Source organism: Pseudolactococcus piscium (assembly GCF_002441695.1).
GTDB classification, from domain to species: Bacteria; Bacillota; Bacilli; order Lactobacillales; family Streptococcaceae; genus Pseudolactococcus; species Pseudolactococcus piscium.
This window is the reverse complement of record NZ_JXJW01000023.1, coordinates 1-16,023: the sequence shown is the minus strand read 5'-3', so window position 1 is coordinate 16,023 and position 16,023 is coordinate 1. Positions and strand designations below refer to the sequence as shown.

Annotated in this window: 12 protein-coding genes and 7 tRNA genes; 3 read left to right on the top strand and 16 right to left on the bottom strand. The window is 39.6% G+C overall.

What is annotated here, in order from left to right; all coding sequences use genetic code 11:
* Window positions 1-57 precede the first annotated feature (57 nt).
* The gene (locus RU86_RS10475) at window positions 58-462 is read left to right on the top strand and encodes a YbgA family protein (protein ID WP_096815255.1); all 405 of its coding nucleotides are present in this window, start codon (window positions 58-60) and stop codon (window positions 460-462) included.
* Window positions 463-520: 58 nt separating this feature from the next.
* Window positions 521-1,348, top strand: coding sequence for an exodeoxyribonuclease III (locus tag RU86_RS10470; RefSeq protein ID WP_096815266.1), 828 nt, complete (start codon window positions 521-523; stop codon window positions 1,346-1,348).
* A gap of 70 nt (window positions 1,349-1,418) precedes the next feature.
* Here the strand turns inward: RU86_RS10470 and RU86_RS10465 are convergent, their stop codons facing one another.
* The 6 genes from RU86_RS10465 to uvrB form a co-directional block, all read right to left on the bottom strand.
* Window positions 1,419-1,775 carry an arsenate reductase family protein gene (locus tag RU86_RS10465; RefSeq protein ID WP_096815253.1) on the bottom strand — a complete coding sequence of 119 codons (357 nt, stop codon included), beginning with the start codon at window positions 1,773-1,775 and terminating at the stop codon, window positions 1,419-1,421.
* Window positions 1,776-2,260: 485 nt separating this feature from the next.
* Window positions 2,261-3,436 (bottom strand): 3-phosphoglycerate dehydrogenase family protein, encoded by a 1,176-nt coding sequence (locus RU86_RS10460; RefSeq protein ID WP_096815252.1) that lies wholly within the window; start codon window positions 3,434-3,436, stop codon window positions 2,261-2,263.
* A 10-nt stretch (window positions 3,437-3,446) separates the two neighbouring features.
* Window positions 3,447-4,544: a 3-phosphoserine/phosphohydroxythreonine transaminase gene (serC, locus tag RU86_RS10455; protein ID WP_096815251.1), complete on the bottom strand. Its 1,098-nt coding sequence runs from the start codon at window positions 4,542-4,544 to the stop codon at window positions 3,447-3,449.
* A 159-nt stretch (window positions 4,545-4,703) separates the two neighbouring features.
* Entirely contained in the window at window positions 4,704-5,528 is an 825-nt protein-coding gene (locus RU86_RS10450) for a transporter substrate-binding domain-containing protein (RefSeq protein WP_096815250.1), read from the bottom strand.
* 227 nt (window positions 5,529-5,755) lie between these two features.
* Complete coding sequence (locus RU86_RS10445) at window positions 5,756-6,562, bottom strand: transporter substrate-binding domain-containing protein (RefSeq protein WP_096815249.1); 807 nt, start codon at window positions 6,560-6,562, stop codon at window positions 5,756-5,758.
* Between the two features lie 204 nt (window positions 6,563-6,766).
* Window positions 6,767-8,755, bottom strand: coding sequence for an excinuclease ABC subunit UvrB (gene uvrB, locus RU86_RS10440; RefSeq protein ID WP_096815248.1), 1,989 nt, complete (start codon window positions 8,753-8,755; stop codon window positions 6,767-6,769).
* Between the two features lie 183 nt (window positions 8,756-8,938).
* Between uvrB and def the strand changes: the two genes are divergently transcribed.
* Window positions 8,939-9,559, top strand: coding sequence for a peptide deformylase (def, locus tag RU86_RS10435; protein WP_096815247.1), 621 nt, complete (start codon window positions 8,939-8,941; stop codon window positions 9,557-9,559).
* Between the two features lie 41 nt (window positions 9,560-9,600).
* On the opposite strand, the gene RU86_RS10430 is transcribed toward def, so the two are convergent.
* The 10 genes from RU86_RS10430 to RU86_RS10385 all read right to left on the bottom strand — a co-directional run bounded on the left by RU86_RS10430 (window position 9,601) and on the right by RU86_RS10385 (window position 15,967).
* Window positions 9,601-11,877, bottom strand: a complete 2,277-nt coding sequence (locus tag RU86_RS10430) for an ATP-dependent Clp protease ATP-binding subunit (RefSeq protein WP_096815246.1) — start codon at window positions 11,875-11,877, stop codon at window positions 9,601-9,603.
* Between the two features lie 228 nt (window positions 11,878-12,105).
* A complete protein-coding gene (gene rpoD, locus RU86_RS10425) occupies window positions 12,106-13,227 on the bottom strand; it encodes an RNA polymerase sigma factor RpoD (RefSeq protein ID WP_047916626.1) in 1,122 nt (373 codons plus the stop codon).
* Between the two features lie 11 nt (window positions 13,228-13,238).
* Complete coding sequence (dnaG, locus tag RU86_RS10420) at window positions 13,239-15,086, bottom strand: DNA primase (RefSeq protein WP_096815245.1); 1,848 nt, start codon at window positions 15,084-15,086, stop codon at window positions 13,239-13,241.
* A 112-nt stretch (window positions 15,087-15,198) separates the two neighbouring features.
* Window positions 15,199-15,286: transfer RNA gene (locus RU86_RS10415), tRNA-Ser, on the bottom strand.
* A 67-nt stretch (window positions 15,287-15,353) separates the two neighbouring features.
* Window positions 15,354-15,427: transfer RNA gene (locus RU86_RS10410), tRNA-Ile, on the bottom strand.
* Between the two features lie 70 nt (window positions 15,428-15,497).
* Window positions 15,498-15,568: transfer RNA gene (locus tag RU86_RS10405), tRNA-Gly, on the bottom strand.
* 23 nt (window positions 15,569-15,591) lie between these two features.
* Window positions 15,592-15,664, bottom strand: a tRNA-Phe gene (locus tag RU86_RS10400).
* A 43-nt stretch (window positions 15,665-15,707) separates the two neighbouring features.
* Window positions 15,708-15,797: transfer RNA gene (locus RU86_RS10395), tRNA-Ser, on the bottom strand.
* Between the two features lie 9 nt (window positions 15,798-15,806).
* Window positions 15,807-15,880: transfer RNA gene (locus tag RU86_RS10390), tRNA-Ile, on the bottom strand.
* A gap of 13 nt (window positions 15,881-15,893) precedes the next feature.
* Window positions 15,894-15,967 (bottom strand) — tRNA-Met (locus RU86_RS10385).
* Window positions 15,968-16,023 lie beyond the last annotated feature (56 nt).

The window sequence follows — 16,023 nt, the reverse complement described above, 5'->3', positions numbered from 1 at the left end:
CATACTTATTTGGTATAATTTAAAGCAAGCATCATATCACACGACTTAGGAGTTATCATGACAAGCTGGCAACAAGACTGGGCAGAAAACAAATATTGGGTCATGGCCCATTCCCAACAACACTATAACCAAATCAGACAGTTAGCTAAAAACAATGACTGGACAGTCGATAAGGCAACTGAATTTAACCGATTATTAGCAGAGGCAGAACAGCAAGTCCCAACGATTAAAACGTTAACGACAGCCTATCAACATATTTGGGGCTACTTTAAAAAGATTGCTACTCTGGAAGAAAAAGAGGCTTATCTAGCTACCTTAGCTCAATTAGCGAGTGGCCATGATCAGTTAGGACCATTCTTAAAAGGCTTAACAGTTAAATACCAGGTGGCTTATTTATTGCAGTCCAGACTAATCCGTGAATTGGATGATACCACTGGCTTCTCGGATTTAACTCCCCGATAGTTCAGAAACCTCCCATCATTGGAACCACTATTTTTTTGTTATAATGAAAGATATGAATATGAAATTTATCTCGTGGAATATCGATTCCCTAAATGCCGCCTTAACTAGTGATTCAGCTCGTGCGCAGCTATCACAGTCTGTCTTAGAGACACTTGCTAGCTTTGACGCCGATGTCATCGCCTTACAGGAGACAAAACTATCAGCTAAAGGGCCAACAAAAAAACACCTAGAGCTCCTTGAAATGCGTTTCCCAGCCTACAACCTTGCTTGGCGTTCATCTGTAGAGCCAGCTCGCAAAGGCTATGCAGGTACCATGTTCCTTTATAAAAAAGAACTCGCTGTAACTGTCACGACACCAGAAATCAGTGCGCCATCTACGATGGACAGTGAAGGCCGGATTATCACACTTGAGTTTGATACCTTCTTCTTAACACAAGTTTACACACCAAATGCGGGTGATGGCCTTAAACGCTTAGTTGAGCGTCAAATCTGGGACGACAAGTATCGTGAGTATCTGCTATCACTTGACGCACAAAAACCTGTCATCGCAACAGGAGATTACAATGTCGCCCATTTTGAAATCGACTTAGCACATCCGACAAATAATCGGAATTCACCTGGCTTTACTGATGAAGAACGCAATGGCTTTACAAACTTGCTAGCAGCTGGCTTCACTGATACCTTTAGACATGTCCATGGTCAAGTGTCAAATGTCTATTCTTGGTGGGCACAACGCTCTAAAACAAGTAAAATCAATAACTCTGGCTGGCGGATTGACTATTTTATCACATCAGAGAGAATTGCAAATGCGATTACTAAATCTGAAATGATTGACTCTGGTGCAAGACAAGACCATACACCAATCCTACTCGAAATTGATTTATAAACTGATCACTAGCAAAAAAGAGCGATTAACCACTATGATGTGGTTTATCGCTCTTTTTATTTTATGATGATTAGCCTAACAGCGTTTCATATGGCGTTCTATACCCAATTTGAAGGATATGACCAGACGCATCCAGCAGGATTGGGCGCTTAATCAACATGCCATCAGATGCAAGCAATTCAGCAGCATCTTCTAGGGTTAAATCAGCCACCTTATCTTTTAAGTCCAGCTGACGGTAGCTGATACCAGAGGTATTAAAAAATTTCTTTTTATCTAGGCCAGATGTTTTCAACCAAGATAAAATCAGCTCAGCCTTTGGTGGGGTTGTTTTTAAATCTATTTTCTCAACAGTTTGTCCTAATGCTTCAAGCTCTTTAGCTGCCTTCTGGCAAGTTGAGCATTTCGGGTACCAGTAAAATGTCATCATCGGTTTTGATAGTCCTCACTTTCATGATATGCCCAGACTTGTTTACTGCATCAGTAAGTACATCAAGCACCAACTGATATCAGCAGTTTTCTGAAAGCATAACAAAATAAAAAATTTATGAATTGATATTTGTATTTTATCCCAAAAAACAGAGACTGTCAATTGAAGGTGGTCTGATTTTGTCCCAATCTGTGATTTTAAGTCAACGATCTGATGCGTATGCAACCTATTTACATCGCAAATCCTTCCATTTTACATACAAAAAACACCGCTAAGGTAGCGATGCTTTTATAGGAAGTTGTTATGAAAAAATGTTTTAGGGGTAACTATAGTATACAAATCATTACTTAACTCAACCTTAACCAAGCATCATTTTTACTTTTTCATCAAAATACTCAACTTGTCGATAGACACCTTAAAAGGTGCTTTCTAGTTTTTCTCCAAACCATAAAGTACCTTTTAATTCAGTTATCTAAGGCATGGCCTTATTTTTTGATGATTCTCACTTTTACGATATGCTCAGATTTGTTAAATTCATCCGCAAGTGCTTGGACTTTTTGCTCATCTGATTCATCTAAATCAAGCAAGGTATAGGCATGATCATTTTTTGAGCGGTTAATAATATTTGAGATATTGATACCTGCATCAGAAACGCGTGTTGAGATGCGTGCCACAATATTTGGGACATTATTATTAATCAAGGTAATACGGAAAGGCGTCGTCAAAGTCTGCTTGACATTTGGGAAATTGACAGAGTTAATGATCTCACCTGTCTCCATAAAGCGACGGATTGTTTGACCTGCCATAATCGCACAGTTCAACTCTGCTTCTTCTGTTGAGCCGCCAACGTGTGGTAAAACAGTAATCTTTTCTTTGTTAAGCAAGTCTTCTGTACCAAAGTCAGTAATGTAGCGTTTGACTACACCCGTTTCAATCGCATCAAATAGTGCTGTGTTATCAACTAGCTCACCACGCGCAAAGTTGATAACTGTCACGTCTTTACCCATGAGATCAAAGGCTTCACGGTCAAATGTATTTCTCGTCTCCTCAGTCAATGGCACATGAATCGTGATGTAATCAGAGTTTTTAAAGACGTCATGGATCTCAGTTGCACGTATGATTGCTCTATTTAATCCCCAGGCAGTTTCGACACTAACATAAGGATCATAACCAATAACATTCATGCCCAAACGGACAGCGTCATTTGCGATTCTAGCACCGATCGCACCTAAGCCGATGACACCAAGTGTTTTACCAGCAATTTCAGACCCAGCAAATTGTTTTTTACCAGCTTCAACCTGCTCAGGGACATCCTCACCTGTCAGTGTATTCACCCAGCTAGTTGCCCCGATGTAATCACGCGCACTCAAAAGTGTTGACGCAAGAACTGCTTCTTTCACAGCATTTGCATTTGCACCAGGCGTATTAAAGACAACAATCCCTTGATCAGTTGCTACGTCAATCGGGATATTATTTGTCCCAGCACCAGCACGCGCAATCGCGACCAAATTTTCAGGTAAGGTCGCACCATGAAGATTTTCAGATCGAATGATATAAGCATCTGGATTTTCTTTGTGATCACCATCAATTTGGAAACCATTGCCCAGCTCACGTAAGCCAATTTTATTGATATTATTATATGTTTTTACTGTATATACCATGTTTGTCTGATTATCCTTTATTCTTCTCTTCAAATGCTTTCATAAATGCAACCAATGCTTCAACACCTGCTAATGGAAAAGCATTATAGATAGAGGCACGCATCCCACCAACTGAACGGTGACCTTTGATATTCTTAAAGTCCTGTTCAAGTGCTTCTTTATTAAATAACTTATCCAACTCATCTGTTGGTGTCACAAATGGAATATTACAGATGCTACGATCAGCCTTAACTGATACAGGATTTGAGTAAAATTCAGACTGATCTATATAGTCATAGAGCAAGTTTGCTTTTTCGATATTTTTTGTTTCCATGGCATCAACGCCACCGAGACTAGCAACATAATCAAATACCAGACGCGCCATGTAGATGCCGTATGTTGGTGGTGTATTATATAGAGAGTCATTGTCAGCTTGGATGCGGTAATCTAGCATAGATGATAAGACAGGCTCATCATTCAATAAATCCTCACGGACAATAACAATCGTCACACCAGCAGGGCCAATATTTTTTTGGGCACCGGCATAAATCAAGCCAAAATCAGCAACGTTATAGCGAACAGCCAGGATATTTGAGCTCATATCAGCGACGATCGGCACACCATTTGTATCCGGTAAATCGTAGATTGTTGTGCCTTCAATCGTATTATTAGTCGTCAAATGCACGTAGGCAGCATCTTTATCAATCGTTTTGGCATCAAAGGTTGGGATGTGGTTAAAGACAGTCTCTTCCGAAGAAGCCAAAAGTTCAGGTTGGAAATCAATCGTTTTTGCTAATTTAACAGCTTCTGTATAGGCTTTCTTGCCCCATGAGCCACCAACCAGATAATACGCTTTTTTATTTTTTTGTGCCAGGTTTAAGGGAATCATCGAGAATTGTAATGACGCACCACCTTGCAAGAAAATCACTTTATAGTTATCAGGAATCGCCATCAACTCGCGCAAACGCAATTCAGCGGATTTGATAATTTCATCGAATTCAGCTGAGCGATGGGACAGTTCCATCACACTCATACCACTATTGCGATAATCAAGCATTTCTTTTTGCGCCACTTCAAGTACTGGTTTCGGTAATACAGCAGGACCTGCTGAGAAATTATAAACTGTCATTCTGATGAACCCTCCATTTTTCGATTAACAACACTCTTGATATTAAGAGTTGACGTAAGATTTAGAATTTACTAAATATTGATACTATTATAGCACATTATCAGGATTTTAAGCCATAAAGTCACTATTTTTAATCATTTTTTATGGCATATGGCTAATTTATTTAGCTGATTTCTGTGATAACTCGAAATTCTTTTCAACCAATTTGTCTATTTGACCATCTGCCTTGAGTTTTTTTATCACTTTATCAACTTCTGTTTTGAGATTGCCAGAGTCTTTTGGTAAAGCAATGGCATAACTATCTGATTTTGATGAGTCAAATTGGATACTCGACACAATCGCTAAATCAGGATTTGCTGACACATAGGCTTTAGCAATCGGTTCTTCAAGGACAACACCTGACACCGTATCGTTTTTAAGCTCATTAATCATTTGACCATTTTTAATCAAGCTAACAGCATTAACACCCTTAATTTGGTCGCTAACAATGTTTTCTTGAACTGAGCCTTTTTGGACTGCAACTTTAACACCCGAAAAATCTGATAACTTTTTATAGGTAGCAAGATCAGATTTTTTGACAATCATCACATTATTAGCAGTATAGTAAGGTGTTGAGAAGTCGTAGGCTTTTTTACGCTCAGCTGTTGCAGAAATACCAGAAACAGCAATGTCAGCTTTTCCTGATTGTACTGAAGCTAAAACGTTGTTAAAATCCATGGCTTGAAACTTAACTTTAACACCCAATGATTTACCGATTTCATTTGCCAGATCAACGTCAGACCCGACAATCTCGTTTTTACCATCCTTGATGATTTGAAACTCAAATGGTGCAAAATCAGGATTTAAGGCAACAGTCAATGTCCCTTTATCCTTGATTTTACTGAGATATTTGTCTGCACCAGACTTCTTATCCGCACCACAAGCAGCCAAGGCCACAATTGCACCAAGTGATACAAGCACTAATCCTAATTTCTTTATCTTCATCCTATATCTCTTTTCTGTATATTTATTAGTTTATAGTATAATTATACATTTATGATTTGTAAAGTCAAGATTATTTGCTCGTAATCTAACGATTATCCTTTATATGTTCGGATTTAGACCAAAAATTAATTATTTTCTGCCATATTTGGCTCATTTTAAAGTAAAAAAATAATCATACCTGCTCTGTGCAAGCACAGGGTAGTAATGATTATTTTAAGGTTAACGCATTATTTAGCGGTTTGTGCTAATTCAAAGTTTTTCTTAACTGATTTGTTAACTGCATCAGTTGCTTTTAATTTTTTGATTACTTGATCAATTTCTTTTTTAAGTGCATCAGACTTCTTAGGCATCGCGACACAGTAACTATCTGTATCTGAAGAATCTAATTTGATATCTGAAATCATTAAATCTGAGTTGGCTGACACATAAGACTGAGCGATAGGGCCTTCTAATACAACCCCTTCGACTGTGCCATTTTTAAGTTCATTGATTGCTTGTCCTGTTTTAATCAAGGCAACTAATGAGGCATCCTTAATCTGTTCAGTCGCTACTTTCTCTTGAACAGATCCTTTTTGAGCTGCCACTTTTTGACCTTTAAACTCAGCAAGTGTTTTCAGTTTATCCTGATTTGATTTCTTCACAACGATCACATTTTGTGCTGAATAATAGCTATCTGAAAAGTCATAGGCTTTCTTACGTTCTGCATCAGCAGATATACCAGAGATGGCGATATCAGCTTTACCACTGGTCACACTGGCGAGTACATTGTTAAAGTCCATGGCCTGGATTTTAACTTTTACACCCAAGGCTTTACCGATTTCATTTGCTAAATCAATATCAGATCCAACAACAACATTTTTGCCATCTTTTAGCATCTGAAACTCAAATGGTGCATAGTCAGGACTGACAGCAACTGTCAAAGTCCCTTTATCTTTTATTTTAGATAAGCCATTTTTTGATGATGTGCCACATGCAGCAAGTGTCACAAGCAATGTTAAGGCCATAAGCGTTAGGCCTAGTTTTTTTAATGTCATTTTTTCTACTTCCAAACTTGTATATTTATTTTTCAAACACTAATAATTATACATCTTTATTGATTAAAGTCAAGTCTATGACTAATTTCCACTCATACTAATAAAGACATTTCCTTTTAAAATAAGGATTTATAGCAATTTCAGGATTAGCACTTAGGCATCAGCACTTTATGAAACATACAGATTAGTGTATATTATCGGTTCCTAATCAATCGCTTTAATCTCCAAAATCGTATCTCGAATTTGTGCTGCCAACTCATAGTCTAAGTTGCCTGCTGCTTCATTCATCTGCTCAGTTAATGTTTTAATGGCAGACTTACGTTCTTTACGATTCATCGTTGTATAATCGACGGCTACTTCTTGACCATCATCAGCTACTTTAGTTAGGCCGATCTTATCTCGTATTTCTTTGATAATCGTAGTCGGTGTGATCCCATGTTCCGTATTATAGGCCATCTGTGTCTCACGACGTCTTGCTGTTTCCTCAATGGCAATTTGCATGGAAGCTGTCATCTTATCCGCATACATGATCACGCGCCCTTCCGAGTTACGTGCAGCACGACCGATGGTTTGGACAAGTCCTCTAGCATTGCGAAGGAAGCCTTCCTTGTCAGCATCAAGAATCGCAACTAGCGATACCTCGGGGACATCGATTCCTTCACGTAAGAGATTAATCCCGATCAAGACATCGAACACACCAAGTCTTAAATCACGTAGAATTTCCGTTCTCTCTAAGGTCTTAATATCCGAGTGCATATATTTAACCTTAACACCCATTTCCTTGAAGTAAGTCGTTAAGTCTTCTGCCATCTTCTTGGTCATGGTGGTTACAAAGGTGCGTTCGTTACGCTCAGCACGCGCATTTATTTCTCCTAATAAATCATCTATCTGTCCCATGCTAGGTCGGACTTCAACGATAGGATCTAATAAGCCAGTTGGTCGTATGATTTGTTCAACGATGGTATCTGTCTGTTCTAACTCATAGTCTCCTGGTGTTGCTGATACATAAACGATTTGATGGATGTGACTCTCAAACTCTTCTCGTTTCAAAGGTCTATTATCTAGAGCACTAGGCAAGCGGAAGCCATAGTTAACCAGCATCTCCTTACGCGCACGGTCACCATTATACATCCCCTTTATCTGACCCATGGTCATGTGACTCTCGTCGATCATGATCATAAAATCATCAGGGAAGAAATCAAGGAGTGTATAAGGCGGTTCCCCTTCAGATCGGCCATCCATATGACGAGAATAGTTTTCGACGCCATTTGTGTAGCCCATCTCACGAAGCATCTCAATATCATAATTTGTCCGCTGCTCCAAGCGCTGTGCTTCTAATAATTTGCCCTCTTCATTAAAGGTCTTGAGTTGCCCTTCAAGTTCTGCTGCTATTTTAGCAATCGAGTCTTCCATATGCTCATCATTTGTCACAAAGTGAGTCGCAGGGAATATGGCTAGATGTTCGACTTCACCGAGTACATGCCCAGTTAAGGCTTCAATCTCACGGATACGTTCAATTTCATCGCCAAAAAATTCAACCCGAAACGCATTTTCATCACGAGAAGCTGGAAATATTTCGACCACATCCCCTCGTACACGGAATTTGCCACGCTGGAAGTCTATATCATTGCGTTCAAACTGAATATCAACTAAACTGTTTAACAAATGATCCCTAGAAATCTCTAATCCAGGACGTAAACTCACCACATTATCAGCATATTCTTTTGGATTACCCAAGCCATAAATACAGCTGACTGATGCAACTACGATCACATCATTGCGCTCTAAAAGCGAACTCGTCGCACTGTGGCGGAGTTTATCAATTTCTTCATTGACAGACGAATCTTTTTCGATGTAGGTATCACTTGATGGCACATAAGCCTCTGGCTGATAATAATCATAGTAAGAGACAAAGTACTCAACCGCATTATTAGGGAAGAATTCTTTAAACTCACCATAAAGTTGGCCTGCAAGTGTTTTATTATGCGCGATGACTAGTGTTGGTCGATTTTCCCTGGCAATCACTTGACTCATGGTATAAGTCTTACCAGTTCCTGTTGCACCCAAAAGAATCTGTGCCTTTTCACCATTTTCGATGCCTTCACATAAGGCTGCTATCGCTGTAGGCTGATCTCCAGAAGGGGCATATTTTGAGATTAATTCAAATTTTCGTGACGTGTCTTTTTCTATCATAGGACAATTTTACCATTTTTATAGGCGAATTTGTGGTATAATATACTCGGCTCTATACACACCAAATATACACTAAATATAGTAAAATACACAGATTGTTAACTGATTAATCAGCCTATCTAACTTTAGATAGGTGTTCATATTAATCGCTTAGTAAGCCAAATTTATAAAAAAGAGGGTACCATGTCAGTACAAGATAATTTAATTAAAGCAAGCCATTTAATCGATATGAATGATATCATTCGTGAAGGCAACCCAACACTACGCCAAGAAGGGCTAGACGTCACGTTACCACTTTCTGATGAAGATATTATTCTCGGAGAAAAGATGTTAGCCTTTTTACGTCATTCACAAGATCCAGTCATGGCTGAAAAAATGGGCCTTCGTGGTGGTGTTGGCCTTGCTGCACCCCAGCTTGATGTTTCTAAAAAAATCATCGCTTGCCTAGTCCCAAAAGAATTTGAAACAGAAGAAGCAGCTGAATTGACAAGCGATGCCTATCGCCTTGCGACCATCATGTACAATGCCAAAATCGTGGCACACTCTGTTCAAGATGCTGCCCTTGCTGATGGGGAAGGCTGCTTATCGGTCGATCGTGACGTGCCTGGTTATGTCGTGCGACATGCACGTGTCACTGTTGAGTATTTCGATAAAAACGGAGACACCCAACGTCTCAAACTCAGAGGCTATGATGCTATGGTCGTGCAACATGAAATCGACCATACTAACGGCATCATGTTTTATGATCGAATTAATGAAGCAAATCCTTTCGCTATTAAAGAAGGTATGCTAATCATTGAATAATATGAAAAAATGCTTGACCATTACGGTCAAGCATTTTTTTATTACTCAGCTTCATTATCGTCAGAGACAGTTGATGTAATAGCTGTCGAGTCATCCTGATCAACACCTACTCTTGATGAGATGACAATCTCATCGTCAATCAGATCTGCTAACAGGTTCTTGTAGTCTGGATGTTCGATGTAGAAATCAGCAATCTTATCTTCGATATGATCCTGAATTGTTCGACGTAAAGGTCTAGCACCCATTTTTGGATCATAACCCAATTCAACTAATTTTTCTTTGACCTCTTGTGTCACTTCCAAATGAATCTCATTGCGTTTGATTTGCGCATTCACATCTGCTAACATCAAATCGACTATCTTAAGTAGATTTTCCTTGCTAAGTGTCTTAAACTCGATGATCGCATCAAAGCGATTCATAAATTCAGGACTAAAGAAATCACCTAGTTGACCCAAGACAGAATTGGTCAAGCCTTCACGAGCCGCACCAAAACCGACATTCGCCTCTACCTTACCGGTACCAGCATTTGACGTCATGATGATAATCGTATCCTTAAAGCTAATCGTTCTACCTTGTGCATCTGTCAAGCGACCATCATCTAGAATTTGCAAGAACATGTGCATAACATCTGGATGTGCTTTTTCAATCTCATCAAGTAAAATCAGTGAATAGGGATTGCGGCGAACTTTCTCAGTTAATTGACCAGCTTCTTCATAGCCAACATAACCTGGAGGTGCACCAATCAATTTAGCCACACTATGTTTTTCCATGTATTCACTCATGTCAAAGCGAATCATGCTGTTCTGACTACCAAAGAGTTCCAAAGCTAATTGCTTAGCTAACTCCGTCTTACCAACACCAGTTGGGCCAACAAACATAAAGCTACCAATTGGTCGATTTGCCTTACCTAAGCCAACACGATTACGACGTACTGCCTTAGCAATCTTATCGATTGCTTCATCTTGTCCAATCACATGTCCCTTTAAGTCATCCGACAAATTGATTAACTGTGTTTGTTCTTTTTCTTTTAAATCACCAACAGGAATATGTGTTTTTTCTTCGATAATAGATTCGATATCTTTTTCTGTGATGATGGGTGTATCTTCATCCGCAAGCTTTTGCTTCGATAATTCACGTAATTTAGCAATCTGATCACGAAAATGTGCTGCCTTTTCAAAATCCTCAGACCGAAGGGCATCATTTTTAGCATCTTCAGACGATTGAATGCGCTTAGCAATTTCTTCAGGATCGATAAATTTTAAGGTCAGATTTTTCTTAGAACCAGACTCATCTAATAGATCAATTGCCTTATCCGGTAAGAAACGATCTTGAATATAACGATTCGATAAAATCGCTGCCTGTTCGATCGCCTCATCAGTGTAGCTCACATGATGATAGTCTTCATAGCGACTTTGAATGCCACGTAAAATCGTAATCGTTTCTTCAACAGATGGCTCATCTACTTTAACTGGCTGCATCCGACGTTCTAAGGCCGCATCTTTTTCAATGATCCGGTACTCATTAAGTGTCGTCGCCCCGACAAGTTGTAACTCGCCACGGGCAAGCGCTGGTTTTAAGATATTACCAGCATCCATATTGCCATCACCGGCTGCACCGGCACCAACAATCTCATGGATTTCATCAATGAACAGAATCACGTCTTTACGACTAGAAATTTCTTTCATTAATTTTTGCATCCGTTCTTCAAATTGACCACGGATACCTGTTCCTTGTACCAGACTGACCACGTCAAGTCGAATCACTTCTTTATTTTGCAGTTTTTGTGGGACGTCACCGTCGACTATTTTTTGTGCTAGTCCTTCTACAACTGCCGTTTTACCGACACCGGGTTCTCCGATTAAGACAGGGTTATTTTTAGTCCGACGATTCAAAATTTCTATGACACGCGTGATCTCTTGATCTCGGCCGATAACAGGATCTATCTCCCCTTTACGGGCGCTTTCCGTCACATTAAAGCCAAAATCTTCTAACATACCTTTGGCCTTGCTATTGCCTCTACCACCATTACCATTGCCACCTCTGCCAGATTGGGTCGGCGGTGTTGATTGGTCAGAGCGATTATTGGCACGACTTGCATTATTGCCTAGCGTACCAAATAGGTCGTCAAATGGATTAAAGTTATTATCTGATTGATTTTTTGCTGGGTTAGCAGCTGACCCACCTAGCAGATTTTCGCGACCTCCAGCTTTCATAATTTGATAACAGTTTTGGCAAAGATCATTTTGCTTTTTAGTGCCATTCATATTTGTATAAAGGTGAATGGTTGCTTCATTTAGTTGACAGTTTTGACAGAGCATCATGTAACTCCTTTACAATTCTTAGGCTATCTATAGCAAGCAGTTTGAGATCTCACTTGACGCTAGATAGCCTCTATTTTTTTAGTTTATAAAAGGTTAAATATCGTTTGACCAATATTGACCTTTAACTCATTATATGTTTATTGTAATATATTTTCAAGCATATTGCTCATTATAAATATGAAAAAAGACATCCAAGGACATCTTTTTCATTATTCTGTCATACAATTACATGAAGTCTCTTAATTGTTTACTACGTCTTGGATGACGTAATTTCTTTAAGGCCTTTGCTTCAATTTGACGGATACGTTCGCGAGTCACTTTAAATTGTTTACCAACATCTTCAAGTGTGTGCATTCTACCATCATCTAGACCAAAGCGCATCCGAAGAACGTTTTCTTCACGGTCAGTTAGGGTGTCCATGACTTCATCTAGCTGTTCACGGAGCATCACACGGTTGGTGTAGTCAACTGGACTCTCAATCGCATCATCCTCGATGAAATCACCAAGATGCGAATCATCTTCCTCACCAATCGGCGTTTCCAGTGATACAGGTTCTTGTGCGATTTTCAAAATTTCTCTAACACGTTCGGCCTTAATATCCATTTCAGCACCAATTTCTTCTGGTGATGGGTCACGTCCCAAATCTTGTAAGAGTTGGCGTTGAATCCGAATCAATTTATTGATTGTTTCAACCATGTGGACAGGAATACGAATCGTCCGTGCTTGGTCAGCTATGGCACGTGTGATTGCTTGACGAATCCACCACGTGGCATAAGTTGAAAATTTGAACCCTTTTGTATGGTCAAATTTGTCAACAGCTTTCATCAAGCCCATGTTGCCTTCTTGAATCAAATCAAGAAACTGCATGCCACGGCCTGAATAACGTTTGGCAATAGAGACAACAAGACGAAGATTGGCTTCAGCAAGCATCTGCTTAGCCATTTCTCCACCTTCACCACCTTCGACAATGGCCTCAGCTAATTTTGTCTCTTCATCAAAAGTAAGCAAGGGGAAACGACCGATTTCTTTTAAATACATCCGAACTGGATCATCTATCCGAACATTTGTTACGATCTCTTCGATTTCTTCTTTAGCTTCTTTTACTTCAACTTTTGACGACTCAAGCGCCATTACAGACGGTTCACCGTTTTTATCAATGATAGAGATGCCTGCATCTTGAATTTTTGTAAGCAGTGCTTCAATACCATCGGTATCTAATTCAAATTCAGTGACAAGTTCAGTCGTGATATCATCATCAACTGCTTGACCTAAACTTTTATGGTCCCGAATAAATTCAGCTGTCGCAACATTAAATGCTGAACCAATTTTTTTGTTATTTTTAGTTATCTCTGCCACTTTTATACCCCATCTTGTTGTGTTTGCGCAATAATTTGCAAGGTTAATTGTAATTCTAAGGCTTTATTACCAGTTTGTTTTGCTTGTTTCAACTGCTCTTGTAAGGACTGCAACTGTGTAGATTTTGCTGCCTGAACAAAGTTTTTCAATAGATCATCTATCTCTTGTTCCGAGACATCATCTGGTACATTAACAGACGATAAGACCTCATAAACTGTCTCAAGATCATCTCCTGTCATCTGGTTTAATAAGCTCACTTCAGTAACATCAGCCATCTCTTTCATCTGCTCAAATAACTGCTGATAACGCTGATGTATGAACTGAAAGTCTAATACCGAAGACACACGAGCTAACACATGCCGATGATATATCATGCGATGTAATAAATGTAACTCTGAACGTTCAATTTGTGTATACTTTTTTTCGAACGTTTTAGGACTATTCGTCGCATAGGCTTGAGTATCAAAAGCATAATCCTCAAAATCTGGTGGAGGAGGTGGCGCCATGCCATCATCAAAAAAGAAATCATCCTGATCAATTTGTGAGATGACGGATACATGTTCACGCCGCTTATTCACAGCGGATTCTACTTGATTATACTCGAAATCTGGTAAAATCTCAACTAATCGCTTTATATAGGCATCCTGGGCTGTAAGCGATGCAATAGCAGAAATTTTAGGCGCCAACAGTTCGATAAAAGCTAACTGAGACTGGAGGTTACTAAGATTGTCAGGTCTCAAATAATCCATCAGAAACTCAACTGGTACGATTCTGCTGTTTGTCATCAAATCGCCAAGCGAATTTGGATAGGTCTTATTATACTCATCCGGATCTAACCCATCTGGAATACGGACAATTTCAACCTCATCAGCAGCAAGCATATCCAGTGCCTTATAAATTGCAGCTTGACCAGCCTTATCTCCATCATAAACCAGAATAAACTTTTTAGTAAGCCGTCTAAGTTGTCTTATATGGCCCTCAGTTAGTGCAGTACCCATACTAGCTACAGCATTTGTCATGCCATTTTCATAGGCAGCTATGACATCTAAAAAACCTTCCATCAAATAAACTTCTTGATTTTTTTTAATACTTTTTTTTGCTTGGTCTATATTGTATAGGGCTTCAGACTTATTAAAAATCGGGGTTGTCGTCGAATTTTTGTACTTGGCTAATGTCTTATTTGCCACATCATCAGCTTGCCATACTCTCCCAGAAAAGGCAATCACTTGCCCGTCCTCGTTTTTTAGTGGGAACATGATCCGCCCACGAAAACTATCAAATATTCTATTTTCAGCAAACGTAATCAGACCAGAATTTGTTAAAACTGCTTCTTCAAATTTTTGACTGACGCTTTGATATAAAAAATCTTGATCGTTTAAACTAAGGCCAATACTAAACCGTTCTATGATGGCATCAGTAATCCCTCGACTATAAAGGTAGTCACGAGCCTGCTCACCAGCCTCGGTCGATGTTAGAACAGTATGGTAAATCCGTGCAGCCTGATTATGTAAGTCATAAATTGGCTGATGAGGATTAGCTTTAGCTTCCCGTCTATCTAACTCTAAAGTCAGACCACCAATCTCAGCAACTTCTACGACAGCATCCATGAAAGAGACTTGTTTATAATCTTCTATAAACTTATAGACGTCTCCAGACTTACCACACCCAAAACAATGATAAAATTGCTTCACACCATTGACATTAAAACTCGGGGTCTTTTCATTATGAAATGGGCATAGACCTAAATAGTTACTACCAGTCTTTGATAATTGCACGTACTGGGAAATCACGTCTACAATATTAATACTTGTCTTGATTTCTTCTATCTTATCTCTATCAAGTCTAGCCATGAAATCTCCAATCCATCCACTATAAAGAAACAACAGCACCTATTCATCAAAAACAAGTTATCCATTACATACATAGGCAAAAAAACGCCTATTCTACAATAGACGTATTAGACGGAGAAGACAGGATTCGAACCTGCGCACCGGTTTCCCAGTCTAACGATTTAGCAAACCGTCCTCTTGAGCCTCTTGAGTACTTCCCCAACTTCTTAAGTATAACATTTAACATACATTTTTGAAAGTCTGAATAGCATTAATTGACTTAACAAATGGGCACAAGTGGACTCGAACCACCGACCTCACGCTTATCAGGCGTGCGCTCTAACCAGCTGAGCTATGCGCCCTAATTATCGTTTAAACAACTGCTAACGATGCATAGGATATGAATTATGAACCATTTTAATCAAATGGTAAAGCGGGTGACGAGAATCGAACTCGCGTAGTTAGCTTGGAAGGCTAAGGTTCTACCATTAAACTACACCCGCTAAATATCATATATCTTAAAACATGGCGCGAGACGGAATCGAACCGCCGACACATGGAGCTTCAATCCATTGCTCTACCAACTGAGCTACCGAGCCAATATTATAGACATTTAAACTAAATTTCAGTAAAAATGACACAAGGAGGATTAGGGATTCGAACCCTAGCACGCTTTTACACGTCTGACGGTTTTCAAGACCGTTCCCTTCAGCCAGACTTGGGTAATCCTCCAAAAAAAAGTGGACCTTGTTGGACTCGAACCAACGACCGCTCGGTTATGAGCCGAGAGCTCTAACCAGCTGAGCTAAAGGTCCAACTGAAAAAAAATAGCGGCGAAGGGGATCGAACCCCCGACCTCCCGGGTATGAACCGGACGCTCTAGCCAGCTGAGCTACACCGCCAAAATGTGTTAGATGATCTTTCGATCAATCGGGAAGACAGGATTCGAACCTGCGAC

Coding starts and splice junctions, on each gene's coding strand:
- RU86_RS10445 (WP_096815249.1), bottom strand. CDS start 6,562: ATGACATTAAAAAAACTAGGCCTAACGCTTATGGCCTTAACATTGCTT.
- uvrB (WP_096815248.1), bottom strand. CDS start 8,755: ATGATAGAAAAAGACACGTCACGAAAATTTGAATTAATCTCAAAATAT.
- RU86_RS10475 (WP_096815255.1), top strand. CDS start 58: ATGACAAGCTGGCAACAAGACTGGGCAGAAAACAAATATTGGGTCATG.
- RU86_RS10460 (WP_096815252.1), bottom strand. CDS start 3,436: ATGGTATATACAGTAAAAACATATAATAATATCAATAAAATTGGCTTA.
- serC (WP_096815251.1), bottom strand. CDS start 4,544: ATGACAGTTTATAATTTCTCAGCAGGTCCTGCTGTATTACCGAAACCA.
- RU86_RS10430 (WP_096815246.1), bottom strand. CDS start 11,877: ATGCTCTGTCAAAACTGTCAACTAAATGAAGCAACCATTCACCTTTAT.
- RU86_RS10450 (WP_096815250.1), bottom strand. CDS start 5,528: ATGAAGATAAAGAAATTAGGATTAGTGCTTGTATCACTTGGTGCAATT.
- dnaG (WP_096815245.1), bottom strand. CDS start 15,086: ATGGCTAGACTTGATAGAGATAAGATAGAAGAAATCAAGACAAGTATT.
- RU86_RS10465 (WP_096815253.1), bottom strand. CDS start 1,775: ATGATGACATTTTACTGGTACCCGAAATGCTCAACTTGCCAGAAGGCA.
- def (WP_096815247.1), top strand. CDS start 8,939: ATGTCAGTACAAGATAATTTAATTAAAGCAAGCCATTTAATCGATATG.
- RU86_RS10470 (WP_096815266.1), top strand. CDS start 521: ATGAAATTTATCTCGTGGAATATCGATTCCCTAAATGCCGCCTTAACT.